Genomic DNA, 23,548 nt, shown 5'->3' on the forward strand with positions numbered 1-23,548 from the left:
CACCGACCGCCGTCCACCACGCCCTCAGCGGAGTCCGCCATGACTGACCCCAACACCCCCGCACCGCACGAGAACCTCCAGCCCCCCGCCCCCGGCGTCGGTGGCGTCGAGGCCTCGGTCGCCGGAGTCGACCTCGCGGTCGAGCCGACGCCGCCCGCACCGCAGCAGAAGTCCTACTCACAGGGCCAGCTCGTCATGCGCCGCTTCCTGCGGCACAAGGGTGCGATGATCTCGCTCGTCATCCTCCTGTTCGTCACGGTCGTGGCCTACACCTCGATCGGCTTCGGTCCCCTCCCGGGCTGGTGGGACAAGGACTTCTCACGAGCGGGCGCAAGCGTCAACGGCGGTGCACCCACACTCACTCTCTGGCCGTTCTCGCTCGGCGAGCACCCCTTTGGCCAAGAGAACACGGGCAAGGACTACTTCGCGCTCGCGATGCGCGGCACCCAGATCTCGCTCATGATCGCGTTCGTCGTCGGCATCGGCTCGACGCTCATCGGAACGATCATCGGCGGCCTCGCGGGCTACTTCCGGGGCTGGATCGAGTCGATCCTCATGCGCCTCACCGACCTCGTCATCGTCATCCCGCTGCTCGTCCTCGCCGCCGTCCTCGGCCAGATCGCCTCGCAGAAGGGCGTCTGGCTCCTCGCGATCGTCCTCGCCTGCGTCACCTGGACGGGCCTGGCCCGACTCGTCCGCGGAGAGGTGCTCTCGCTGCGTGAACGCGAGTTCGTCGCGTCAGCGCTCGCGATCGGCACCCCACCGCGCCGCATCATCTTCCGGCACATCCTGCCGAACACGATCGGCGTCATCATCGTCTCCGCAACCCTGTCGATCGCCTCCGCGATCCTTCTCGAGACCTCGTTGAGCTTCCTCGGCTTCGGCGTCAAGGCTCCCGACGTGTCGCTGGGAACGCTCATCTCGACCTACCAGGGCGCCTTCTCGACCCGGCCCTGGCTGTTCTGGTGGCCGGGCGTGCTCATCCTCACGATCGCGCTGTGCGTGAACTTCATCGGCGACGGGCTGCGAGACGCCTTCGACCCGCGCCAGAACAGGAGCAAGGACTGATGAGCGTCGACACCACCCAGGACCCGGTCCTCTCGTTCACCGACCTCGACGTGAAGTTCCGCACCGAGTTCGGCTCCGTCCACGCAGTCAAGGGCATCAGCCTCGAGGTCCGTCCCGGTGAGGTCCTTGCCCTCGTCGGCGAGTCCGGCTCGGGCAAGTCCGTCACCTCGATGACCGCGCTCGGACTCCTGCCGGGCAACGCCCGCGTCTCCGGGCGCGTGACGGTCGGCGACAAGGTCGTCGGCGAGCTCGACGACGCAGCCCTGCGGCGCATGCGCGGCAACGACATCGCCATGGTCTTCCAGGAGCCGATGACGGCGCTCAACCCCGTCCTCACGATCGGCACACAGCTGACCGAGTCCCTCGAGCTGCACGGGATCGCGCACGGCAAGGACGCGGACGACCGCGCTGTCGAGCTGCTGGGCATGGTCGGCATCCCCGAGCCCGAGCGGCGCGTCACGCAGTTCCCGCACGAGCTCTCGGGCGGCCAGCGTCAGCGCGTCGTCATCGCCATGGCGCTGTCCTGCGACCCGCAGGTCATCGTCGCTGACGAGCCTACGACCGCGCTCGACGTCACAGTCCAGGCCGACATCCTCGACCTGCTGCGTTCGCTCAAGGACAAGCTCGACACGGGCATCCTCCTCATCACCCACAACATGGGTGTCGTCGCTGACATGGCCGACCGCGTCGCCGTCATGCTCAAGGGCGAGATCGTCGAGCAGGGCACGGCCGAGGAAGTCCTCAACCACGCCCAGCACCCCTACACGAAGCGGCTGCTCGCAGCCGTCCCGCACCTCGGGCAGGGCCCCGGCCAGTTCGGCATCGTGCCAGTCGAGGCGGGCGAGGACGACACGACGGGCGACTCGACTCTCGCGCTCGACGTCCGCAACCTCGTCGTCGAGTACCAGCGACTCGGCAAGGCCCCCTTCCGCGCCGTCGACGACGTCTCGTTCCAGGTCGCGCCCGGCGAGATCGTCGGGCTCGTCGGCGAGTCAGGCTCAGGCAAGTCGACGATCGCGCGCTGCGCGCTCGGCCTCATCCCGGCAGCCGCGGGCGAGGTCGAGATCTTCGGGACCGACCTCTACCGCGCCAAGGGCAAGGCCGAGAAGGCCATCCGCCGGCGCGTCGGCGTCGTCTTCCAGGACCCGGCCTCCTCCCTCAACCCGCGCTTCCCGATCGGTGACTGCATCGCCGAGCCGCTCGTCGTGCACAAGGTGGGCAACCGCAAGACGCAGCTCGCGCGCGTCTACGAGCTGCTCGACGCCGTCGAGCTGCCTCGCGACGTCATCAACCGCTACCCGCACGAGCTCTCAGGCGGCCAGCGTCAGCGCGTGAGCATCGCACGTGCCCTCACGCTCGACCCGCAGCTGCTCGTCGCTGACGAGCCCACGAGCGCGCTCGACGTCTCCGTCCAGGCGCAGGTCCTCAAGATGTTCCTCGCCCTGCAGGAGCGCTACAAGTTCGGGTGCATCTTCGTCAGCCACGATCTCGCGGTCATCGACATGCTCGCCGACCGTGTCGTCGTCCTGCAGAACGGCAAGATCGTCGAGCAGGGGAACCGTGCGGACGTCCTCGGCAACCCTCGCGAGGAGTACACGCGTCGGCTTCTGGCCGCAGCGCCCGTTCCGGAGCCGGGTGAGCAGCGTCGTCGTCGCGACGAGCGCCACGCACTCCTCGCGGAGCTGGGTGACTCGGTCACCGAGCTTCGCATCAATTGACCGTCAAGCACGGGCTCCTCGGGCTCGCGGTTCGTCGCGCTGCGGCGAGCCGCGGGCCCGTGCTCGCTCTCGGCCTGCTGGCGGCGCTCGCCGTCGCGTGCGTCGTCGGCGTGCTCGGACAGGTCGAGCAGAGCGTGCGGCACACGGTGAGCACAGCCACCGAGCTCGCGGGCGACGGCGACAGGCTAGAACTCCGCACCCGGCTGCTCGGTGACGGGGCCGCACAGGACGGGACCGTCCGCGCGATCGTCTCCGACGCGACCGGCGCGGCGAACGTCACGGTGACGCGTGCCGAGGACCCCGACCGAGACGACACCCCGTTCGTCACCTGGACGATCGCCGTCGATCCCCGGACTCTCAGCCCTGACGACGTCATCGTGCTCGCAGCAGGGCTCCCGCCCCTCGAGAGCGCGGTCAAGGCGTCCGACGCGCAGTCCCGCGGTCTCGTCGTCAGCGGGGGACTCGTGGCCGCGACGAGCGGGCTCGCCGAGCGCGTGACCGCGTTCCGTGGCGTCGCCGTCGTTCCCGTGCTCGTGCTCGCCGTCATCGGTGCGGTCGGCCTCGGCCGCGTGGTGCGTCAGATCGTGACGGGTCGCCGCCGCGAGGACGCACTCCTCGCGGCGCGCGGCATCGGCCCCGCGCACGTCCGTGCGCTCGCCGCAGCGGAGACGGCGACGGTCACGACGCTCGGGGCGGTCGCCGGTGCCGTCGGCGCGCTCGCCGTCCTCGCCGCGACCTCCCAGAGCGTCGGCGACCTCGCCGGGCGCGCCCTCCTCACCGCAGTCGCAACCGTTGCTGTCACGGCTCTCACGGCGGCCGTTCTCGCGGGCCGCCAGCTCGACGACCTGCTGCGCACCGAGCCTCGAGGGACGCTCGCGACGGGCCAGATCGTCTCGGGCGTCGTCCTCGCGGTCGCGGCCGTCGTCGCGACCTGGCGGATCCTCGTGGCTCGAGGCGCCCAGCCTGACGTGCTCGCGCTCGCCGCGCCCGGCGTGCTGCTCGTCGCGCTCGTCCTGCTCGGCGTCGCTGCGAGCGCGGGCGTCCTCGCCGGGCTCGCGCGCCGGGCTGCGCGGAGCCCTCGGCTTGACCGGGTGCTCGCGCTCCGCACGGCTGCTCGTCGCCGCGGGGTCCGACTGCCCGCGCTCGTCGTCGCGCTGGCCGTGGGTGCCCTCGTCCTCGCCTCCGCGTATGCCGGTACGTCCGCTCAGACGGGGGCGCGTCTCGCGGTGCTCGACGCGGGCGCCGACGTGCGGGTCGCCGTGGCACCCTCGGGCTCGGTCGCAGGGATCGACGTCGACCCCACGCTCGCAGGAGGAGCCGCGGCGAGCGCCGCGGTCGTCGTGCGGCCGGCGAAGGTCGGGACCGAGGACGTCGTCGTCCTCGCCGCGCCTGCGGACGCGCTTGCCGCGGTCGTCCGCGACGGCGACGGGATCGCCGCGGACATCGCAGGCGGTCCGACGCTCACGGGGCCGGTGCTCGGCCCCGACGGTCTGACCGTGCCGGTCCGGGCGCAGCTCGAGGGGCACGTCGGCGAGCTCACCGCGATGTTCGCGCCCGCACGCCCGACGATCACCGTGCGCGTCATGGCTGCCGCCTGGCTCATCGACGATGCGGGCCGCACGGCTCTCGTGCGCAGCGCGAGCACACTCCTCGATGCCGCTGGACCCGCGTCCGCGCAGCTGCGCCTCGTCCCCGAGGTCTCCGGCGCGTGGCGGCTCGCCGCAGTCGACGTCGTCGTCGACGAGGTGCTGGTCGACGGCTTTGCCGGGTTCGGCGTGACCGACAGCGCGCGCGACGGGCTCGACGTCGGCACCATCGGCGGTGCGGGCGAACCCGTGGACGTCAGTGCGTGGGAGCGTCACGACTCGCCCCGTGACGAGCCGGACGCCCCGCCTGCGGCGGGGCAGCGCGTCCGACCCGGGACGACGGCGCGGTGGATGCCGCCGAACGCCTCCGACGCCTCGGCCCCGATCCCCGGGGTCGTCGACCGCACCCTCGCGACGTCCCTCGCCCTCAGTCCCGGCTCGATCGTCCCGCTCACGATCGCGGGGAGCTCGCTCGACGTCCGGGTGGTCTCCGTCCACGACCGGCTCCCCGGCGTGGCTGCTCCCGCGCTCGCGCTCGACGCAACCTCGCTCCGTGCCGCCCAGCTGGCCGCCGGCTCTGCGCCCGTCGCCTCCGAAGAGGTGTGGCTGCGCACGACGGCCGATGACGTCGCCGCGCCCGCTGCAGCGCGCGCACTCGCCGACCGACTTGCTGCGGACGGGACCTGGGGCGCGGCACCCGCAGCGTTTACCGTCGTCGCCGCGCCCCGGGGGACCGACGTCGCGGCGGCCTTCTGGACCGCGGGACTTGCTGCGGTCCTGCTTGCACTCGCTGGTCTGCGCTCAACGACGAGCGCCCAGCTGGCCGCGCGTGAAGGAGAGGTCGTCGGGCTGCGCGCGCTCGGCCTCGCACCCCGACGGCTCGCCCGCACGCGGGTCGCGGAGTCCGCGTGGGTGATCGGGGCGGGAGTCGCCGTCGGGGTCGTCAGTGGGGGCGTCGTCGCTGCCCTTGCGACACCGTTGCTCGTCCGAGCCGCAACCGCAAGCGTGTCGACCGCCGCGACGACCCTCGACCTCCCGCCGCTTCTCGGGGGGCTCGCCGCGCTCCTCGCGGCCGTCGCGCTCGTCATCGCGCTCTACGCGCGTTCCGTCGTGCGTCAAGCCGCTGACCCCGACCTGCGGGAGGTGTCCGCATGAGGCCGCCAACCTCGCAGGTGCAGACCCGGCAGACTGCGGGTCGTGCGAACGTCTCCCGCACCCGCCTGGTCGCGGCGGCGCTGCGCCAGCGCCTCGGAGCCGGCCTCGTCGTCGCGCTCGTCGCCCTCGTGGGCGCGGGCGTCCTCACCCTGTGGCCGCGCGGCGTCACCGCGATGGAGTCCGCGGTCGTCGGTGCCCGCGTCGCGGCCGCCTCACCGCTCGCTCGTGACCTCATGCTCCGTACCTCGCGGTGGACGACGCCCGACGCCGAGGCACCCGGCCTCACCGGAAGCATGCAGCGCACGCTCGGACCCGTCGTCGCCGCCCTCTCGGGTGCGCGCGACGCGATCCCCGAGCCCGCCCGTGCCGCTGTCGGCGCACCCGAGGCGCGCGTCTCCGACGCGACCGACCACCTGGCCCGGACAGACGCGGGTGCGGGAGCGGACGTGCGCTTCCCCGAGCTCCTGCCCGCCGCAGCGACGGGTTTCATCGACCGCGTGCGCATCATCGAGGGCCGCGCCCCTGCAGACCGGGGCGCGGACGCCCGGTGGAACGAGGACCCCACGGAGGTCCTCGTCTCCCGGGCGGGCGCCGAGCGTCTGGGCTGGGCCGTCGGAGACGTCCGCGACGCGACGGTCCGGAGCTCGGGCTACCGCCTCGTCGGGACGTACGAGGTGCTCGACCCTGACGACGGCTACTGGCTGCACACGCCCGCGGCGGTCGGACCGTACGTCGATGACAACCTCGACAAGGGCGTCACGGTGCGCGTGCTCGGGATCCTCGATCCGCAGGAGCTCCTCGCCTATGCCCAGCGCCCCACGCTCGACGTCTGGTACCCGGTCGGTGCCATCGGCCACGCAGACCCGACGACAGTCGCCGCCCAGCTGCGGGCAGCGGCGGCGAGCGCGTCTGCCCCGCTCGGCGGAGTGCGCTTCTCGACGGGCATGCCTGCGCTCCTCGATGACGCGGTGGCCGACGTCGCGACCTCGCGCGCCCTGGGCGCGTTCGCGCTCGCCGGACCGCTTGCCGCGCTCGCCCTCGCCCTGGGTCTCGGCGCGCAGAGCCGCGTCGCCGGCCGTCGTGACGACCTTGCGCTCGCGCGAGCCCGTGGCGCTTCGGGCCTCCAGGTGCGCGGCCTCGCCGCGCTCGACACCCTCCTCGTCTCGGTGCCCGCAGCCGCCGTCGGAACGGTCATCGCGGCAGCCCTGGGGGAGTCCGTCGCGCCCGGCGAGGGCCGCGACCTCCTCGGCCCGGCGCTCGTCGCCCTCGCTCCCGGGGCGCTTGCCGCCGCGCTCGTCGCGCCGCCGCGCGCAAGCGTGTCGCGGGCCCGGCTCGTGCGTGCGCTTCGCACGACCGGTGGGATCGCGCTCGTCGGGGGAGCGGCTGGCGCCACGGTGCTCGCCCTCACGGGGAGGCTCGATGCGGGCGACCCGCTCGTCGTCGTCCTGCCCGCGCTCGTGGCCGCCGCAACCGCTGTGCTCGTCGTCGCGCTCGTCCGGCCTGGGCTCGGAGTCCTCGTGCGTGCGGCGCGCAGCACGCGCGGGCCCGGGATCCTCGTCGGCCTGGCCCGCGCGGCGCGCGGCCGCCCCGGCGTCGTCGCGGGCATCCTGGCGCTCGTCGTGGGCATGGGCGTCGTCGTCCAGTCGACCGCGCTGCTCGCCACGGTGCGCGGGGGAGCGGACGACAGCGCATGGGAAGCGACGGGAGCTGACCTCAGACTCTCGGGCCCGACGATGTCACCCGACCTCGTCGCGCGCGTCGAAAAGGTCGACGGCGTCAACCTCGCCGTCGCTGCCGAGGTCCTCACGCCTGCGGCGCTCAGGCTCGGCGGCGTCCGCACGAACGTCGACGCCCTCGTCGTCGACATTGCGCGCCTCGCGCGCCTCGACGCAGCAGGCCACCGTCACCCGGACGACGCGGCCCTGAGTGCTGTCGCGGACCCGCAGCCGGTCGTCGTCTCGCGCGCGGTCCGGGACGCGCTCGGCGAGTACGCGCCCGGCGACGTGCACCTCACCGCAGCCGGACTCGACGTGCCCGTGGCCGACATCGCGTCCGCCGATGTCGTGGCGGGACTCGGCAACTCCTCGCGGTGGGTGCTCGTCGACGCGACCGCACTCGTCGCGCACGGTCTCGAGCGGCCCACACCGCAGGTGCTCCTCGTCGACGTCGACGACTCGCTCGACGCCGCGCAGGTCACCGCGCTCGGCACGACCCTCGCCGGGATCGTGGGCACGGGCGACGTCCGCTCGCTGGCCCCCGAGCGGGACGCGCAGCTGGCAGACCCGACGATCGCGTGGCTCGTGCGGGGCACGACCGTGGGTGCGGGCATGGCTCTGCTCGCGGTTGCCGCAGCACTGGCCGCGGCGCTTGCGGCGGCCGCGCCTGCGCGCCGCCGGTCGCTCGCCGTCCTGCGTTCCCTGGGTGGCGGACGCCGCGACCTGCGCACCGCGGTCGCGGTCGAGCTCGCGGCCTGGGTCGTCCCCGGGCTCGTCGTGGGGGCGGGACTCGGCATCGGGCTCACCCTCGTCGCGGTCGAGGTCGTCGACCTTCCCGCCTTCCTCGACGCACGCGAGGTCCCACCACGCTTCGACGTCGGCGCTCTTGCGCTCGTCACCGGTGTGGTCGTCGCTGCCGCAGCGGTGGCAGCCGTCCTCACTGCTCGAGCCCGCCCGACCCTCACCGAGGAGGCACTATGACCGCTCTCTGGGACGACACCCGGGCTGACGAGGACGAGCCCGACATCCTCTGCCGCGACCTCGTCCGCATCTTCGTCACCGAGGGTGTTGAGGTGCAGGCGCTCCAGGGCCTCACGCTGCGCGTCGAGCGCGGCGAGGTCGTCGCGCTCGTCGGGGCCTCAGGGTCGGGCAAGTCGACGCTCCTGTCGATCCTTTCGGGCCTTGACCGACCCACGGGCGGGGCGGCCCGCGTCGCGGGGCAGGACCTCGCCTCGATGACGCGCCGGGAGCGCGTCGTCTTTCAGCGCCACCGCGTCGGGTTCGTATGGCAGCAGACCGCACGCAACCTCCTGCCCTACCTCACCGCCACGCAGAACGTCGTCGTCCCCCTCGCCCTCGCGGGCACGCCGCGGCGCGGCGCGGAGCGTGCAGCGCGAGCCGCTGAGCTCCTCAAGATGCTCGGCGTCGGGCACGTCGCGGACACGCGACCCGCGCACATGTCCGGCGGCGAGCAGCAGCGCGTCGCGATTGCGGTGGCGCTCGCGAACCAGCCGCGTGTCCTCCTCGCCGACGAGCCCACCGGCGAGCTCGACGAGGCGACGAGCGCTGAGGTTCTCGAGGCCTTCCGCACCGCCAACGCCGAGCTCGGCACGACCGTCCTCGTCGTCACGCACGACCCCACGGTCGCCGACCACGTCTCGCGCACCGTCCGCATCCGTGACGGACGCACCTCGCTCGAGGTGCTGCGCCGGCGCGAGATCGGTGCGGACGGTGTCGCGCACGATCTGGTCGAGGAGTTTGCGGTCCTCGACCCCGTCGGGCGCATGCAGCTGCCTCCCGAGTTCGTCACGCAGCTGGGGCTGCGTGACCGGGTCCGGCTCGATCTCGAGCCCGACCACGTGAGCGTGTGGCCGGGCACGAGCGCGGCTGGTCCGGCCGCGCCCGAGACCGCCACGTCCCCGACCGCCGTGCCCGAGACCGCCGTGCCCGAGGAGCCGTCATGACCGAGATCGTGCTGTCCGCGCAGGACGTCTCGCGCGAGTTCCGAACCCCGGCGGGCGTCGTCCACGCCGTCGTCGGCGCGAGCCTCGAGGTGCGCGCGGGCGAGCTCGTCGTCGTCCGGGGTCGCTCGGGAGCAGGCAAGACGACGCTGCTCGGCATGCTCGCGGGGGCCGACGTGCCCACGTCGGGCACCGTGACGCGGCCCAGCGGGCCGGGCGGGATCGGGTACGTCATGCAGACGTTCGGGCTCGTCGAGGTGCTGTCCGCTGCCGAGAACGTCGAGCTCCCGCTGCGCGTCGTGCGCACGCCGTCGGACGAGCGCGACTCCCGCGTGGCGGCGGCGCTCGCGACCGTGGGTCTGACGCGCCACGGGCACCAGCGGCCCGACGAGCTCTCTGGCGGCCAGCGCCAGCGCGTCGCGATCGCGCGCGCGCTCGTCACGCGTCCGGGTCTCGTCATCGCGGACGAGCCGACGGGGCAGCTCGACTCGGTCACCGCGGGAGCGGTCATGGACGTGCTGCGTGAGCTGACGCGCGTCGACGGGGTCGCGGCGGTCGTCGCGACCCACGACCCGATCCTCGTCGAGCGTGCCGACCGCGTCTACGACCTGCACGACGGCCACCTCACGGCCGCGTAGGCCGTCTCACCCCGTGGTCGCCCCCTCGGCGCGGCGGGGCGATGGGATCAGGGAGCTCGCTCGCGGAGGGGGCCGCGAGCGAGGAGAGTGAGGGGACCCACACCGCATCTGCTTGCCAGCGCGGTAGGATGGACCGTTGCGCAGCGGAGATGCGCGCGACGCCCTCACCCCCTGAAGGAATGGTTACCCCTATGTCTGTGCGCTCCGATCTGCGCAACGTGGCGATCGTCGCCCACGTCGACCACGGCAAGACGACGATGGTCGACGCCATGCTGCACACCTCCGGAGCGTTCGGTGCGCACGACCACGTCGACGAGCGCGCGATGGACTCGGGCGACCTCGAGCGCGAGAAGGGCATCACGATCCTCGCGAAGAACACGGCGGTCCGGTACACCGGCCCGTCCGCGGCGGAGTTCGGGCACCCCGAGGGCATGACGATCAACGTCATCGACACCCCCGGCCACGCGGACTTCGGCGGTGAGGTCGAGCGCGGCCTGTCGATGGTCGACGGCGTCGTCCTTCTCGTCGACTCCTCTGAGGGCCCGCTCCCGCAGACCCGCTTCGTGCTGCGCAAGGCGCTCGCCGCCAAGCTCCCCGTCATCCTCGTCGTCAACAAGGTCGACCGGCCTGACGCCCGCATCGACCACGTCGTGGCTGAGGCGACCGACCTCCTGCTCGGCCTCGCCTCCGACCTCCAGGCCGAGGTCCCCGACCTCGACCTCGACTCGGTCCTCGACGTCCCCGTCGTCTTTGCGGCGGCCAAGCTCAAGCGCGCTTCCCTCACGCAGCCGGCCGACGGCTCCCTCCCGGACTCCGAGGACCTCGAGCCGCTCTTCCGGACGATCCTCGAGAAGATTCCCGCGCCGACGTACGAGGAGGGCGCGCCGCTCCAGGCTCACGTCACGAACCTCGACGCGTCGCCGTTCCTCGGGCGTCTCGCGCTCCTGCGCGTCTTCAACGGCACGATCCGCAAGGGCCAGACCGTCGCGTGGGCACGCCACGACGGCACGCTCCAGAACGTCCGCATCACCGAGCTCCTCGAGACCAAGGCGCTCAGTCGAGTGCCCGCCGAGTCTGCGGGCCCGGGCGACATCGTCGCGGTCGCCGGGATCGAGGACATCACGATCGGTGAGACCCTCACCGACCCGGACGACCCGCGTCCGCTTCCCCTCATCACGGTCGACGACCCCGCGATCTCGATGACGATCGGTATCAACACCTCGCCCCTCGCGGGCAAGGGCGGCAAGGGCCACAAGGTCACCGCACGCCAGGTGAAGGACCGTCTCGACGCAGAGCTCATCGGTAACGTCTCGCTGCGCGTCCTGCCGACCGAGCGTCCCGACGCGTGGGAGGTCCAGGGCCGCGGCGAGCTCGCACTCGCGATCCTCGTCGAGCAGATGCGCCGCGAGGGCTTCGAGCTCACCGTGGGCAAGCCCCAGGTCGTGACGAAGAAGGTCGACGGCAAGGTCCACGAGCCGATCGAGCGCATGACGATCGACGTGCCCGAGGAGTTCCTCGGCGCCGTCACCCAGCTCATGGCGCAGCGCAAGGGCCGCATGGAGAGCATGTCGAACCACGGCACCGGCTGGGTGCGCATGGAGTTCATGGTCCCCGCGCGTGGCCTCATCGGCTTCCGCACGCGCTTCCTCACGGAGACGCGCGGCACGGGCATCGCGTCCTCGCTCGCCGAGGGCTACGAGCCGTGGGCCGGCCAGATCGAGACTCGCGTGACGGGCTCGCTCGTCGCCGACCGCTCGGGCAAGGTCACGCCCTACGCGATGATCAACCTTCAGGAGCGTGGCTCGTTCTTCGTCGAGCCCACCTCCGAGGTGTACGAGGGCCAGGTCGTCGGCGAGAACTCGCGCAACGAGGACATGGACGTCAACATCACCAAGGAGAAGAAGCTCACGAACATGCGTGCAGCTTCCTCGGACAACTTCGAGAACCTCGTCCCTCCGCGTCGTCTCACGCTCGAGGAGTCCCTCGAGTTCACGCAGGAGGACGAGTGCGTCGAGGTGACGCCCGAGATCGTGCGCATCCGCAAGGTGGTCCTCGACCAGACCGAGCGTGGCCGCGCCGCATCCCGCGCAAAGAAGTCCTGATCCTCTGAACGACGTGCGCCTCCTCGCGGTCCACGCTCACCCCGACGACGAGACCCTGGCAACAGGGCCTCTGCTCGCGGCGTGGGCGGGGCCGGGGGAGGCATTCGTCGTCACGTGCACACGCGGCGAGCGCGGCGAGGTCCTCGGACCCCGCGCGGCGCTCGAGGGCGACGGCCCCGCGCTTGCGGCCCATCGCACCGACGAGCTGAGAGCGGCGCTGGTCGCGCTCGGCGTCACTGGGCACACGTTCCTCGATGCCCTCGTTGCTCCGGGGGGTCGGCGGACGCTGCCCGCGCGCATCGTCGACTCGGGCATGCGGTGGGTCGACGCCCCCGGCGGCACCGCCGGCCCGGCCGACGACGCCGGCCCCGGGGCGTTGACGAGCGTCCCGCTCGACGACGCCGCGCACGCCCTCGCGGAGCACGTGCGCACGCTTTCGATCGACGTCGTCGTCACGTACGACGCGGGCGGCGGCTACGGCCACCCCGACCACGTCCGCACGCACGACATCACGGTGCGGGCGCTCGCGCTGCTGGCAGCGGCGGGCGGGCCCGTGCCCGTGCTGCTGTGCCCGACGATCTCTCCCGCACGCGACGCAGAGGTGCGCGCGCACCTCACGGCGGCGCCGTGGATCGCGCGCGTACGCGCCGAGCACGAGCTCGCCGGACCGGCCGACGGACGCCCGCCGGCCGTGGTCGCGGACCGCGAGCTTGCCGCGCTCGTCGACGTGGCGCCCGTCCGTGAGGCGGTCGTCGCTGCGCTGCGCGCGCACGCGACGCAGGTCATGGCAGTGACCCCCGCTCCCGAGGACGACCGCGTGGTCGCGGCGATCTTTGCGCTCTCGAACCGCGTCGTGCAGGGGCTCCCGCGGGTCGCGGCGTACGCGCTCGTCGGCGCTGACGGCGGCGAGCCCTCCCAGGCCGACCGCGACCGGTGGGCGGCGGTGCCGCTCGCCGGGACGATCCGACGGGTAGCGTGACCGGATGACGATGCAGCGGTTCCTCATGTACGTCGCGGCGATCGTCGTGGGCGCAGTGCTCGGCGTGCTGGGCACCTTCGGGCACAGGTCGGTCGCCCCGTGGGGGCTCGTCCTCGCGGTGCTCGCGTGCGTCGCGGCCGGCATCTGGGTGCGGGCAACCTTCACCCCCATGGCGGTCATCGCGTACCTCGTGGGCTGGACGGTCGCCGTGCAGATCCTCGCCGCGGGCGGACCGGGTGGCGACACGCAGGTCGTCGCCGACACGCTCGGCTACGTCTGGTCCTACGGGACTGCGCTGCTCGTCCTCGGCGTCCTCGGGCTGCCACGCACGTGGTTCGCCGACACCGAGGTTGCGCGCACGCGGCGCGACGATCGAGCGGTCGCGGCGTCGGACAACGGCCGGAACGTACGATGAACGGGCGCCTGCGGGCGCACCCGGGGGGAGCGGCAGTGCCGCTGCGAGAGCCAGAACGGATGGACGGATGACGCAGGAGCGATCGAACGCGACGGGCCGCACGGGGTCGCCGCTCGACGGATTCGAGTCCGAGAAGCCCACGGGGCACAAGGGCCGGGGCCTCAAGGTGGCGATGTGGAGCGCGCTCGGTGTCGTCGTGCTCGCGGGCGCGTACGTGGCCGCCCAGGTGGCCACGGCCGACCAGATCCCGCGCGGGACGACCGTCGTGGGTGTCGAGATCGGCGGACTCAGCCGCACGGATGCGATCGCGACGATCGAGTCGTCGCTCGCAGAGCGCGCCACGCAGCCCCTCACGGTGACGGCAGGCCAGCTGTCCGCTGACATCGACCCTGTCGAGGCAGGCCTCGGGCTTGACGCGCGGGCGACCGTCGCGGGGCTCACCGGATTCTCGTTGGCGCCGGGCGACCTCGTGCGTTCGCTCTTCGGAGGCGATGAGATCGCGCCGTCGGTCACGGTCGACGACGAGCTGCTCACCTCGGCGCTCGAGGATGCTGCGGGCAGCCTGCGCACCGAGCCGGTCGACGGCAAGGTCGCCTTCATCGACGGCCGTGTCGAGGTGCTTCCCGCGACGCCCGGTCTCGAGGTCGACGTGGCCCGCGCCCGCGACAAGGTCATCGGCGCCTTCCCCGCGACGACCGGGCCGGTCGACCTCCCGGTGAAGAAGGTCGAGCCGCAGATCACGCAGGCTGAGACCGACGCAGCAAAGCTCACGGGGACCACCCTCGTCTCGGCCCCCGTCCGCGTCGAGGTAGCCGAGCAGAAGGCCGAGCTGCCGATCTCGGTCCTCGGCGCGGCCGCGACGTTCGTCGCCAAGGACGGCGCGCTCGCCCTCACTCTCGATGCCGAGACCATCGCCAAGGCGGTCCTTGACCGCACGAACGATCTCGAGGAGAAGGCGACCGCGGCGAAGTTCACGTTCAAGGACGGCAAGCCGAAGATCACGGGCGGCAAGACGGGCCTCGCGCTCGACCGCGACGCCCTCGCCGCGTCGGTTCTCACGGCGGCGACGACGCCCGGGACACGCACGGCCACGACCAAGCTCGTCGAGACGGAGTCGGACAGCTCGCGCGCCGCGCTCGAGAAGCTGGGTGTCAAAGAGGTCGTCTCGGAGTTCTCGACGTCGCTCGCCGGGTCCTACGCGGCGCGCAACGCGAACCTTGCGCTCGCTGCCAAGAAGATCACGGGCCAGCTCATCAAGCCGGACGCCGAGTGGTCGCTCACCGAGGCGATCAGCCCCATCACGCTGGAGGGCGGTTACAAGAACGCCGGGATCGTCGACCGCGGTCGCCTCCAGGACGGCGTGGGCGGTGGCCTGTCACAGATGGCGACGACGACGTACAACGCCTTCTTCTTCTCCGGTGTCGAGATCCTCGAGCACCGCCCGCACAGCTACTACTTCTCGCGCTACCCCGAGGGCCGCGAGTCGACGATGTTCACGGGCTCGATCGACATGCGCGTGAAGAACGACACTCCCTACGGGATCCTCATGCAGGCGTCGGTGCGCGACGGCAAGGTCGTCGTCAAGCTGTGGTCGTCGCCGCACTTCACCGTGAAGTCGACGACCTCGCCCCGTCGTGAGGTCGTGCAGCCGCGCACGATCTACTCGACCGAGCAGGGCTGCATCGCCCAGGGCTCGGGCTCGCCCGGGTTCGCCGTCACGGTGACCCGCAAGGTGTCCCACGACGGCGAGCTCGTCAAGGATGAGTCGAGCGCCTGGCGGTACACGCCGCAGAACCGCTTTGTGTGTGGGCCCGACCCCGCCAAGGAGAAGGCGAAGAAGGCTCAGGACGACGACTGAGACGACGAGCGCCCGCGGTGCGGACGCTCGGTAGGATCGCGGCGCGGCCTGTTCCGGTCGCACGGCACCGGGAGGGACGGCAGCGATGCTCGGCAGGAGCGAACGGGAGTCGGGCGCGCACGCCCTTGCGGCGGCACGGCAGGGCGGCTGGGACTCGCACGAGAACCTCGACGAGCCCACAGATCTGCTCGACCTCGGGTCGATGTCGGCGGCCCTCGCGACCGTCTCGCGGATCGACGGCTTGCGCGGCGTCATGCACGTCGGGCACCCCGCAGCACCCGACCACGACCTCGAGCGCTCGCTGCTCGCGAGCGCCGCACCGCTGCGCGTCACGGCCGTCGAGGCCGTGGCCTCGCGCTGGGTGTGGGTGGCTCGTGGGACTGAGCTCGACGGGCACGTCGTGGTCGACGAGGCGGGCATGCGCGACTGCCGTCACCAGCTGCGGACTCTCGGCGCCAACCCGCACCTCGTTCCCGCGCGCACCTCGCTCGCTGCGCGTATCGCGCTCGCGGGCGAGCACGGGTCGCTCGTCGTCGAGCGCGACCACGTGCCCGACGGCTTCTCGGAGGTCCCGGGCTCGGCGGTCCTCCGTGACCACGCCCCGCTCTGGTACGGCCTCGTCGAGCCCGTCGCGGAGCCCGCAGACTTCGATGAGCCTGCTCAGGTGTGGCTCGCGTTCGGGCCGCGCGACGACCACCGCGGCTCCCTCCAGCTGACGCTCGGCCTCGTGGCCGCGGCGGGGATCGACCTGCAGCACCTGCGTTCGCAGCCCTCGGCCGACGGCCCTCACGTCTTCTTTGCGTCGTTCACCGTTCCGACGTCCGCCCCGCTGCGCGCGCTCAAGGCACAGCTGAGCGAGCAGGGCGTCACCCACCGCGTCCTCGGCGTCATGAGGGGTGCAGCCTTCGTCCCCGGCCCGGCCGCGGTCACGCCGGTCTGGGCGGCAAGGAGCTGAGCCCCATGGCGACGCTCTCCTACCTCGGCCCTGAGGGGACCTTCACGCACGCGGCGGCGCTCGCGCTCGCTGGGCGCGGGACTCCCGTGCCGCGCCCGCTCGTCACGGACGTGTACGAGGACGTCGCGGCGGGGCGCGCCGACGCGGGTGTCGTCGCGATCGAGAGCTCGGTCGAGGGCTACGTCGTGCCGTCACTCGATGCGATCGTCGCTGCGCGTGACGTGGTCGCGGTCGACGAGGTGACGGTCGACGTCGCCTTCGATGCGTTCACGCATCCGCAGGCGGTGACCGCGACCGAGGTGGTGGCGCACCCTCACGGGCTTGCGCAGTGCTCGGAGTGGATCGCTGCGCGCGGCCTTGCTGCCGTGCCCGCGTCGTCGAACGCCGCCGCGTGCCGGGACGTGGCACCGCACCAGGTCGCGCTCGGCCCGGCCCAGTGCGGGGAGCTGTACGGCTTGCGTCTCGTCGAGCGTGGCGTGCAGGACTTCGCGGGAGCGCGCACGCGCTTCTTCCTCGTGATCCCACGTGACGCGGCGCGGGCGGAGCTCGCTGCTCGGCGTGAGGAGTCGCGGGCGTGGCGCACGATGCTCGCGATCACGCCGCACGAGATCGGGCCGGGCGTCCTGGCTCGCATCACCGCGGCCTTCGGCGAGCGTGGTGTCAACATGTCCTCGCTCATCACGCGCCCGCTCAAGGCGCAGGAGGGCACGTACGTGTTCGTCGTGACGCTCGACGGCGCGCCCTGGGAGCCGCACGTGCGCGCTCTCGTCCGCCAGCTGCTCGCCGCGGGCGACTCGCTCAAGACCCTCGGCGTCTTTCCCGCGAGCACGGGCCGCGACGCAGGCTTTGACACGTCGCGGGTTCCCGCAGGCTCGGTGCGTGCGGGCGCCGACGACGCGACGACGGCTCGGGAGCTCCTGTGGTAGCCGGTTCCGCCGCCTCCGGGAGCGCGGGGTCGTTCACGCGTCGCGTCGGCATCGTCTCGCTCGGGCTCATCGGCGGGTCCGTGGCCCGCAAGCTCGTCGGGCACGGGGTTGAGGTGCGCGCGTGGAACCCGTCCGCGCCTGCGCTCGAGGCCGCCGCTGCGGACGGCGTGATCCCTGCGGGATCGATCGCTCAGCTGTGCGCGACCGAGCCCGACGTCCTCGTGCTCGCCTCACCGTTGCGAGCGATGACCGACGTCACCCGTGAGGTGGCCGCGCACGTGCGAGGCGAGACCATCGTCATGGACGCGGGCTCCGTCAAGGGCGCGGTCGCCCGCGTCGTGCGCGAGGCGGGACTCGCCTCACGCTTCGTCGGCGCGCACCCCATGGCGGGCACGGAGCAGGCGGGCTATGCCGCGTCTGACCCGGCGTTGCTCGACGGCGCCCGGTGGGCGCTCACGGTCGAGGACGACACACGGCTCGAGGCGTTCCTCCGTGCTGCCGCGCTCGTCACGGGTCCGCTGGGCGGGGTCGCGCGCGTGACGACGCCGGACGTCCACGACGCGGCCGTCGCGCTCGTCAGCCACGTCCCGCACGTGGTCGCGAGCGAGCTGCTGCGGCTCGTGGGTGACTCGGACGTCACAGATCTGGCCCTCGCCCTTGCGGCCGGATCGTTCCGCGACGGTACGCGCGTCGCTGGTACGCACCCGCGTCGGACCGAGGCGATGGTGACCGAGAACGCGGCGGCGGTCGCTCCGGCGCTGCGCCGCGCCGCGGCGGACCTCGCAGCCCTCGCCGACGCGCTCGACGCCGGCGAGCCGGTCGCCGCGTTCTTCGACGCTGCGGCTGCGGTGCGCGCGGGTTCCAGCGTCGCGACCCCGGAGGATCCGCGCACGACGCTCACGCTCTCGCCCGCGACGTGGCGGCCGGCTCTGCTCGGACGTCCGAGGGGGCTCGTCGTCGGTGCGGACGAGTCCGCCCGGGCGATCACGCTCGCCCTCCCTCCGCGCTGAGCGCTGCGGCACCGGCGGAGCCCGTCTCGGCGCAACCGCGTGGGCGCGTCCGCGTCGGTGCAGCCGCCCCGGCGCGAGCGTCCCGGGGCAATCTTCTCAGCGCGGCCGACGGCGTGCGGGAGGCGGCGGAACGGGCTTACCGATCGCGATCTCGCTGCCCGGAACGGCGATCTCGTCGCCCGTGCGCGTGCGCAGCACGAGCCCGGTCTCGTTGCTGTGAACAATCTCGCCGAGGATGTCGGTGTAGCGGTGGGACTCTCCGGTGAGCGTGCGCCGCACCATGACGCGGGTGCCGACGGTCCAGGAGCGCCAAGGGGGAAGGTCTGCTGAGGTCACGGCCCGAGTCTAGGACGACCACCACGCGGGACACTCGGCCAGAACTGCTCGGTGAAGGCTCTCGGCGGGGGATACTGGAGCCTGAACTTCAAGGAGGTCGGACCGTGACGTATGTGATCGCGCAGCCCTGCGTTGACGTCAAGGACAAGGCGTGCGTCGAGGAGTGTCCCGTCGACTGCATCTACGAGGGCAACCGCTCGCTCTATATCCACCCGGACGAGTGTGTTGACTGCGGTGCGTGCGAGCCTGTCTGCCCCGTCGAAGCCATCTACTACGAGGACGACGTCCCGGAGGAGTGGAGCGACTACTACGACGCGAACGTGCACTTCTTCGACACGCTCGGCTCGCCGGGCGGTGCCGCAAAGATGGGTCTCATCGACATGGATCACCCGCTCATCGCTGCACTTCCGCCGCAGGGGGAGTGAGACGCCGCCCGTCGTTCGACGACGGGCACCAGGACGACGAGAGCCGGGCAGTCATCTGACTGCCCGGCTCTCGTGCGCCGTGGCTGGGGCCGCTGCGTCAGCTGTGCGCGACCCATTCGGGTGCGCGCGTGACGACGGGGCCGATGACGGTGATCGCGGGGGCGCGCACGTCCGCGGACCGGGCGGCCTCAGCGAGCGTTCCGAGGGTTGCGACGGTCGTGCGGGCGCGCGGCCCGAAGCCGTCCTCGAGGATGGCGGCAGGTGTGCGGGCGTCGCGGCCGCGTGCGATGAGCTCGTCGGCCGTCGTGCCGAGCCGCCCGAGTCCCATGAGGAGCACAAGGGTGTGGTCGGGGGCCTGCGGGACCGTGCCGAGGTCGTCGTGGCCGGTGAGCACGGTGAAGCCGCGTGAGAGGCCACGGTGGGTCACGGGGATGCCGGCCGCGGCGAGGACGGCGATCGCGCTCGTCACACCGGGCACGACGTCGACGGGCACGCCCGCCGCCGTGCACGCGTCGAGCTCCTCACCGCCGCGGCCGAAGACGTAGGGGTCGCCGCCCTTGAGCCGGACGACGCGTCGTCCGGCGAGCGCCTGCTCGACGAGCAGCGCGTTGATGGCCTCCTGCGGCACGGGGTGGGTTCCGGCGTGCTTGCCGACGTCGATGACCTCGACGTCGGCGCGTGCGTGCGTGAGCGCGCTGCGCGGCGCTAGGCGGTCGATGACGACGACGTCCGCCTGCGCGAGCAGCTCGACCGCGCGCAGGGTGAGGAGTCCGGGGTCGCCGGGGCCGCCGCCGACGAGCGCGACCGAGCCGACGCCAGGTGGCGCAGGGACGGGCGCGGTGGGTGGCGTCGCAGACAGGGGCGAGGGCACGGGTGCGGCGGGCGCGCGGTGCCGGGGCGCCGAGACCGTGCCGTCGCGCAGGAGGAAGGCGATCGTGTCGCGCACCTCCATGGCGCGGCGCGGGTCGCCTCCTGCGCTCACGGCCACGGTGACGTCGTCGGCGCGCGCGACCGCGGGCATCCACGCGTCCGAGAGCGTGCGGTCGTCAGAGCGGATGAGCCACACGCGTGCCGCGTCGGACTCGGCCGCGACTGCGGCGTCGACCGCGGGGTCGCCGGTCGTCGTGTGGGCGAGCCACGCGTCGGTGAGATCGCCCGGTGCGTAGGGGCGTTCGATCCAGGTGAGCTCGCCGCGGTCCGAGGCGTCGCGGACGTCGGAGCTCGCCGCGGGCGAGACCACGGTGACGTCCGCGCCCGCACGGACGAGCGCGAGTGCGCGACGTGTCCCGACGTGACCGGCGCCGATGACGACGCAGCGGCGGCCGGTGACGCGCAGCGTCAACGGGTAGGCGGGGTCGGGTGTTGCGTCGTCGTCCACGGTGCCTCCGAGTTCTGTGGCGGGTGCCAGCGGCTGGCGCGATCGTACCCAGCCGCGCGTTTCCACCGTGTGACGCCCGTGCGGCGCCGCGGCCGCCGCACGGGCGACGTCCGCCTCGGCCGCGGTCAGATCGTGAACTCGACGGGGCGCTCGCCCGGGAACCGTGCTGCGGCGAGCGCGTCGCCCACCATGCCTGCGGCGAGCGTGCGCCCGTCGGAGGAGTCGATGACAAGGAACGCACCCGTCCGCTTGTGATCGACGTACTCCTCGGCAGGGACCGGCGAGGCCAGCCGCAGGTGGACGCGGCCGATGTCGTTGAGCTCGAGCGTCTCGGCGGGCACGAGGTGGGCGGCGTCGAGGTCGAGACGCCCTTCGATGTCGCGCACGACGGCCTGGACGACCTTCGTCGTGTGCTTGACGAGCACGCGCTGCCCCACGCGCAGAGGGTTCTCACCGAGCCACGCGAGCGTGCCAGTGACGTCCTGCGTGAGCGCCGGAACGTTGGCCGCGGCGACGATCGTGTCGCCGCGCGCGACGTCGATCTCGTCCGTGAGCCGCAGCGTCACCGACTGGCCGGCGAAACCCTCGGCCTGCGGGCCGTCGGCCGTGTCGACGCCCTCGACGAACGTGCGGCGGCCCGACGGCAGCACGACGACCTCGTCGCCCGGACGCACGATTCCCTCGGCGATCTGCCCCGCGTAGCCGCGGTAGTCGACGTGCTGCGGGTCGCGTGCCGCACCCTGGGGGCGCAGCACGACCTGGACGGGAAAGCGCAGGTGCTGGGCAGCGACGTCCTCGCCGACCGGGAGCTCTTCGAGCAGCTCGAGCAGGCTCGGGCCGTCGTACCAGGGGGTGGCGGCCGACCGCGTGACGACGTTGTCGCCCACGAGCGCGCTCACGGGAACCGTGTGGATGGCCGGCACGCCAAGGTCGGCCGCGGCCGCACGGATCTGCTCGGCAAGCTCGGCGTAGCGGTCGCCCGAGTAGTCGACGAGGTCGATCTTGTTGACGGCGACCACGACGTGCGGGACGCGCAGGAGCGAGGCCACCGCGAGGTGACGTCGAGTCTGCTCGAGCAGGCCCTTGCGGGCGTCGATGAGCAGCACGACGGCGTCGGCGGTCGAGGCGCCCGTCACGGTGTTGCGCGTGTACTGGACGTGCCCCGGGCAGTCGGCCAGCACGAATGCGCGGCGCGCGGTGGCGAAGTAGCGGTAGGCGACGTCGATCGTGATGCCCTGCTCACGCTCGGCGCGGAGCCCGTCCGTGAGCAGCGCGAGGTCGGCGCCCTCGAGGCCGCGGTCGCGCGACACCCGTTCGACAGCGTCGAGCTGGTCGGCGAGAACCGACTTGGAGTCGTACAGCAGGCGTCCGACGAGGGTCGACTTGCCGTCGTCGACCGAACCCGCGGTCGCGAGACGCAACAGGGTTGCGGAGGCGGGGAGGGTCGCGGCGTCGTGCCGGACGGTCGTGGCGGTCATGAGGAGCGTGCCTCCTTGAGGCGGGACGTGCGGGCCGGTGCGGGGACGTGCGGGAGGGGGAGCATCCTAGAAGTACCCCTCCTTCTTGCGGTCCTCCATCGCGGCTTCGGAGATGCGGTCGTCGGCGCGGGTGGCACCGCGCTCGGTGATGCGGGTCGTGGCGACCTCCGCGATGACGTCGGCCACGGTCGTCGCGTCCGACGTGACGGCTCCGGTGCACGACATGTCACCGATCGTGCGGTAGCGCACGAGCTCGGCACGCACGCTTGCAGCCTCCGCATCCGTGCGGGGGAGCGACTGCGGGCCGACGGCAAGGAGCATGCCGTCGCGGTCGAAGACGTCGCGCGTGTGCGCGTAGTAGAGGCCGGGCAGCTCGATGCGCTCGCGCTCGATGTAGCGCCACACGTCGAGCTCGGTCCAGTTCGACAGGGGGAACGCCCGCACGTGCTCGCCCGGTCGGTGGCGCCCGTTGTAGAGGTTCCACAGCTCGGGCCGCTGGTTGCGCGGGTCCCACTGGCCAAACTCGTCGCGCAGCGACAGGACGCGCTCCTTGGCGCGAGCCTTCTCCTCGTCGCGCCGTCCGCCTCCGAAGACTGCGTCGAAGCGTCCGTCCGAGATCGCGTCGAGAAGCGGCTGGGTCTGCAGGGGGTTGCGCGTGCCGTCGGCACGCTCACGCAGCCGGCCGTCGTCGATGTAGTCCTGCACGGACGCGACGATGAGACGAACGCCGAGCCGCGAGACCTCAGCGTCGCGGTACGCGAGGACCTCGGGGAAGTTGTGACCCGTGTCGACGTGCACGAGCGGGAAGGGCACGGGTGCGGGCCAGAACGCCTTGGCTGCGAGGTGCAGCATGACGACGGAGTCCTTGCCGCCCGAGAAGAGCAGCGCGGGACGCTCAAACTCGGCGACGACCTCACGGATGATGTGGATCGCCTCGGACTCGAGCTGGTCGAGGTGGCTGAGGGTGTACGGCGCGGCCTGCACGGCAGGGGCGTCGGTCGTCGTCGTCGTCGTCATGCGTGGAGCCCACATTCTGTCTTGTCGAGTCCGGCCCAGCGTCCTGAGCGAGGGTCGTCGCCAGGGGCGACCCGGCGGGTGCACGGTGCGCAGCCGATCGACGGGTAGCCGTCGTTGAGCAGCGGGTTGAGCAGCACCTGGTGCTGCGTCGCGTAGCCGAGCAGGTCGTCGAACGACCAGGCGGCGAGAGGATTGATCTTCACGAGGCCGTTCTTCTCGTCCCACGTGACGAGCGGGGTGCCCGTGCGTGTGGGTGCCTCGTCACGGCGGACCCCGGTGACCCAGGCCTCGTAGAGCCCGAGGGACGCGCTCAGCGGGGCGACCTTGCGCAGTGCGCAGCACAGGCCGGGGTCGCGCTCGTGGAGGCGGGGTCCGTGCTCGGCGTCCTGCTCGGCCACGGACTGCTGCGCGCGCACGTCGACGACCGTGATCGGCATCGTCGCGGCGGCTGCGTCGCGCGTCCCGATGGTCTCGGGGAAGTGGTAGCCGGTCTCGAGGAAGAGGACGTCGACCCACGGAGCGTGCTGCGCGACGACGTGCGGCAGGACGAGATCGGCCATCGAGCACGCAACCGCAAGCAGGTCACCGAACGTCTCGGCAGCCCACGCCGCGACCTCGGAGGCCGGGGCCTCGGGGCCGTCCGACGGGGACAGCAGCGCGGCGCCCTGCGCGACGAGCGCGCGGAGCTCCTCGTCGCTGCGGCGGCGCGCCGCACGCGCGGCGCGGGCCGCCGCATGCTCGGCCCGGTCGCGCTCGTGCGCCGCGGCGCGCGCACGGCCCGCGGCGCCGATGGCCGACACGTCGCTCGCGCGCGCCTGGCCGACGGCG

At 72.7% G+C, this 23,548-nt stretch carries 19 protein-coding genes; 14 read left to right on the top strand and 5 right to left on the bottom strand.

Features of this window, described 5'->3' with window-relative positions:
- Window positions 1-39 precede the first annotated feature (39 nt).
- The 13 genes from ACTVCO_RS06600 (at window position 40) to ACTVCO_RS06660 (ending at window position 18,086) form a co-directional block, all read left to right on the top strand.
- Window positions 40-1,068 (top strand): ABC transporter permease, encoded by a 1,029-nt coding sequence (locus ACTVCO_RS06600; protein WP_443727601.1) that lies wholly within the window; start codon window positions 40-42, stop codon window positions 1,066-1,068.
- Window positions 1,068-2,786 carry an ABC transporter ATP-binding protein gene (locus tag ACTVCO_RS06605; RefSeq protein ID WP_443727602.1) on the top strand — a complete coding sequence of 573 codons (1,719 nt, stop codon included), beginning with the start codon at window positions 1,068-1,070 and terminating at the stop codon, window positions 2,784-2,786. The genes ACTVCO_RS06600 and ACTVCO_RS06605 overlap by 1 nt, the downstream gene beginning before the upstream one ends.
- Window positions 2,783-5,527: an FtsX-like permease family protein gene (locus tag ACTVCO_RS06610; RefSeq protein WP_443727603.1), complete on the top strand. Its 2,745-nt coding sequence runs from the start codon at window positions 2,783-2,785 to the stop codon at window positions 5,525-5,527. The genes ACTVCO_RS06605 and ACTVCO_RS06610 overlap by 4 nt, the downstream gene beginning before the upstream one ends.
- On the top strand, window positions 5,524-8,223 hold the full coding sequence (locus ACTVCO_RS06615; RefSeq protein ID WP_443727604.1) for an FtsX-like permease family protein: 2,700 nt from the start codon (window positions 5,524-5,526) through the stop codon (window positions 8,221-8,223). Before ACTVCO_RS06610 ends, ACTVCO_RS06615 begins: the two co-directional genes overlap by 4 nt.
- The gene (locus ACTVCO_RS06620; protein ID WP_443727605.1) at window positions 8,220-9,206 is read left to right on the top strand and encodes an ABC transporter ATP-binding protein; all 987 of its coding nucleotides are present in this window, start codon (window positions 8,220-8,222) and stop codon (window positions 9,204-9,206) included. Before ACTVCO_RS06615 ends, ACTVCO_RS06620 begins: the two co-directional genes overlap by 4 nt.
- Window positions 9,203-9,841: an ABC transporter ATP-binding protein gene (locus ACTVCO_RS06625; protein ID WP_443727606.1), complete on the top strand. Its 639-nt coding sequence runs from the start codon at window positions 9,203-9,205 to the stop codon at window positions 9,839-9,841. Before ACTVCO_RS06620 ends, ACTVCO_RS06625 begins: the two co-directional genes overlap by 4 nt.
- Window positions 9,842-10,032: 191 nt before the next feature.
- Window positions 10,033-11,943 carry a translational GTPase TypA gene (gene typA / locus ACTVCO_RS06630; RefSeq protein ID WP_443727607.1) on the top strand — a complete coding sequence of 637 codons (1,911 nt, stop codon included), beginning with the start codon at window positions 10,033-10,035 and terminating at the stop codon, window positions 11,941-11,943.
- A 13-nt stretch (window positions 11,944-11,956) separates the two neighbouring features.
- Window positions 11,957-12,922 carry a PIG-L family deacetylase gene (locus tag ACTVCO_RS06635; RefSeq protein ID WP_443727608.1) on the top strand — a complete coding sequence of 322 codons (966 nt, stop codon included), beginning with the start codon at window positions 11,957-11,959 and terminating at the stop codon, window positions 12,920-12,922.
- Between the two features lie 4 nt (window positions 12,923-12,926).
- The gene (locus ACTVCO_RS06640; RefSeq protein WP_443727609.1) at window positions 12,927-13,337 is read left to right on the top strand and encodes a DUF6113 family protein; all 411 of its coding nucleotides are present in this window, start codon (window positions 12,927-12,929) and stop codon (window positions 13,335-13,337) included.
- A gap of 67 nt (window positions 13,338-13,404) precedes the next feature.
- Window positions 13,405-15,195: a VanW family protein gene (locus tag ACTVCO_RS06645; protein ID WP_443727610.1), complete on the top strand. Its 1,791-nt coding sequence runs from the start codon at window positions 13,405-13,407 to the stop codon at window positions 15,193-15,195.
- 85 nt (window positions 15,196-15,280) lie between these two features.
- Window positions 15,281-16,150, top strand: a complete 870-nt coding sequence (locus ACTVCO_RS06650) for a hypothetical protein (protein ID WP_443727611.1) — start codon at window positions 15,281-15,283, stop codon at window positions 16,148-16,150.
- A 5-nt stretch (window positions 16,151-16,155) separates the two neighbouring features.
- Entirely contained in the window at window positions 16,156-17,076 is a 921-nt protein-coding gene (locus ACTVCO_RS06655) for a prephenate dehydratase (RefSeq protein WP_443727612.1), read from the top strand.
- Window positions 17,070-18,086: a prephenate dehydrogenase gene (locus ACTVCO_RS06660; RefSeq protein ID WP_443727613.1), complete on the top strand. Its 1,017-nt coding sequence runs from the start codon at window positions 17,070-17,072 to the stop codon at window positions 18,084-18,086. Before ACTVCO_RS06655 ends, ACTVCO_RS06660 begins: the two co-directional genes overlap by 7 nt.
- Window positions 18,087-18,182: 96 nt before the next feature.
- Here ACTVCO_RS06660 and ACTVCO_RS06665 read toward each other — a convergent pair whose 3' ends face one another.
- On the bottom strand, window positions 18,183-18,422 hold the full coding sequence (locus tag ACTVCO_RS06665) for a putative acetyltransferase (RefSeq protein ID WP_443727614.1): 240 nt from the start codon (window positions 18,420-18,422) through the stop codon (window positions 18,183-18,185).
- Between the two features lie 104 nt (window positions 18,423-18,526).
- Between ACTVCO_RS06665 and fdxA the strand changes: the two genes are divergently transcribed.
- On the top strand, window positions 18,527-18,847 hold the full coding sequence (gene fdxA, locus ACTVCO_RS06670; RefSeq protein ID WP_443727615.1) for a ferredoxin: 321 nt from the start codon (window positions 18,527-18,529) through the stop codon (window positions 18,845-18,847).
- 97 nt (window positions 18,848-18,944) lie between these two features.
- Here fdxA and cobA read toward each other — a convergent pair whose 3' ends face one another.
- From cobA to ACTVCO_RS06690, 4 genes are all read right to left on the bottom strand, one after another.
- A complete protein-coding gene (gene cobA / locus ACTVCO_RS06675; protein WP_443727616.1) occupies window positions 18,945-20,225 on the bottom strand; it encodes a uroporphyrinogen-III C-methyltransferase in 1,281 nt (426 codons plus the stop codon).
- Between the two features lie 125 nt (window positions 20,226-20,350).
- Window positions 20,351-21,703, bottom strand: a complete 1,353-nt coding sequence (locus tag ACTVCO_RS06680; protein ID WP_443727617.1) for a sulfate adenylyltransferase subunit 1 — start codon at window positions 21,701-21,703, stop codon at window positions 20,351-20,353.
- 66 nt (window positions 21,704-21,769) lie between these two features.
- Window positions 21,770-22,720, bottom strand: a complete 951-nt coding sequence (gene cysD, locus ACTVCO_RS06685; RefSeq protein ID WP_443727618.1) for a sulfate adenylyltransferase subunit CysD — start codon at window positions 22,718-22,720, stop codon at window positions 21,770-21,772.
- Window positions 22,717-23,520, bottom strand: a complete 804-nt coding sequence (locus ACTVCO_RS06690) for a phosphoadenylyl-sulfate reductase (protein WP_443727924.1) — start codon at window positions 23,518-23,520, stop codon at window positions 22,717-22,719. The genes cysD and ACTVCO_RS06690 overlap by 4 nt, the downstream gene beginning before the upstream one ends.
- Window positions 23,521-23,548: the final 28 nt, after the last annotated feature.

Source organism: Sanguibacter sp. A247, from assembly GCF_052324925.1.
Taxonomy (GTDB): domain Bacteria; phylum Actinomycetota; class Actinomycetes; order Actinomycetales; family Cellulomonadaceae; genus Flavimobilis.

Excerpts from the sequence above, each read along its gene's own strand:
- ACTVCO_RS06680 (WP_443727617.1), bottom strand. The coding sequence starts at position 21,703 with ATGACCGCCACGACCGTCCGGCACGACGCCGCGACCCTCCCCGCCTCC.
- ACTVCO_RS06625 (WP_443727606.1), top strand. The coding sequence starts at position 9,203 with ATGACCGAGATCGTGCTGTCCGCGCAGGACGTCTCGCGCGAGTTCCGA.
- ACTVCO_RS06605 (WP_443727602.1), top strand. The coding sequence starts at position 1,068 with ATGAGCGTCGACACCACCCAGGACCCGGTCCTCTCGTTCACCGACCTC.
- ACTVCO_RS06615 (WP_443727604.1), top strand. The coding sequence starts at position 5,524 with ATGAGGCCGCCAACCTCGCAGGTGCAGACCCGGCAGACTGCGGGTCGT.
- cysD (WP_443727618.1), bottom strand. The coding sequence starts at position 22,720 with ATGACGACGACGACGACGACCGACGCCCCTGCCGTGCAGGCCGCGCCG.
- ACTVCO_RS06620 (WP_443727605.1), top strand. The coding sequence starts at position 8,220 with ATGACCGCTCTCTGGGACGACACCCGGGCTGACGAGGACGAGCCCGAC.
- ACTVCO_RS06650 (WP_443727611.1), top strand. The coding sequence starts at position 15,281 with ATGCTCGGCAGGAGCGAACGGGAGTCGGGCGCGCACGCCCTTGCGGCG.
- ACTVCO_RS06640 (WP_443727609.1), top strand. The coding sequence starts at position 12,927 with ATGACGATGCAGCGGTTCCTCATGTACGTCGCGGCGATCGTCGTGGGC.
- ACTVCO_RS06600 (WP_443727601.1), top strand. The coding sequence starts at position 40 with ATGACTGACCCCAACACCCCCGCACCGCACGAGAACCTCCAGCCCCCC.
- typA (WP_443727607.1), top strand. The coding sequence starts at position 10,033 with ATGTCTGTGCGCTCCGATCTGCGCAACGTGGCGATCGTCGCCCACGTC.
- ACTVCO_RS06645 (WP_443727610.1), top strand. The coding sequence starts at position 13,405 with ATGACGCAGGAGCGATCGAACGCGACGGGCCGCACGGGGTCGCCGCTC.
- ACTVCO_RS06655 (WP_443727612.1), top strand. The coding sequence starts at position 16,156 with ATGGCGACGCTCTCCTACCTCGGCCCTGAGGGGACCTTCACGCACGCG.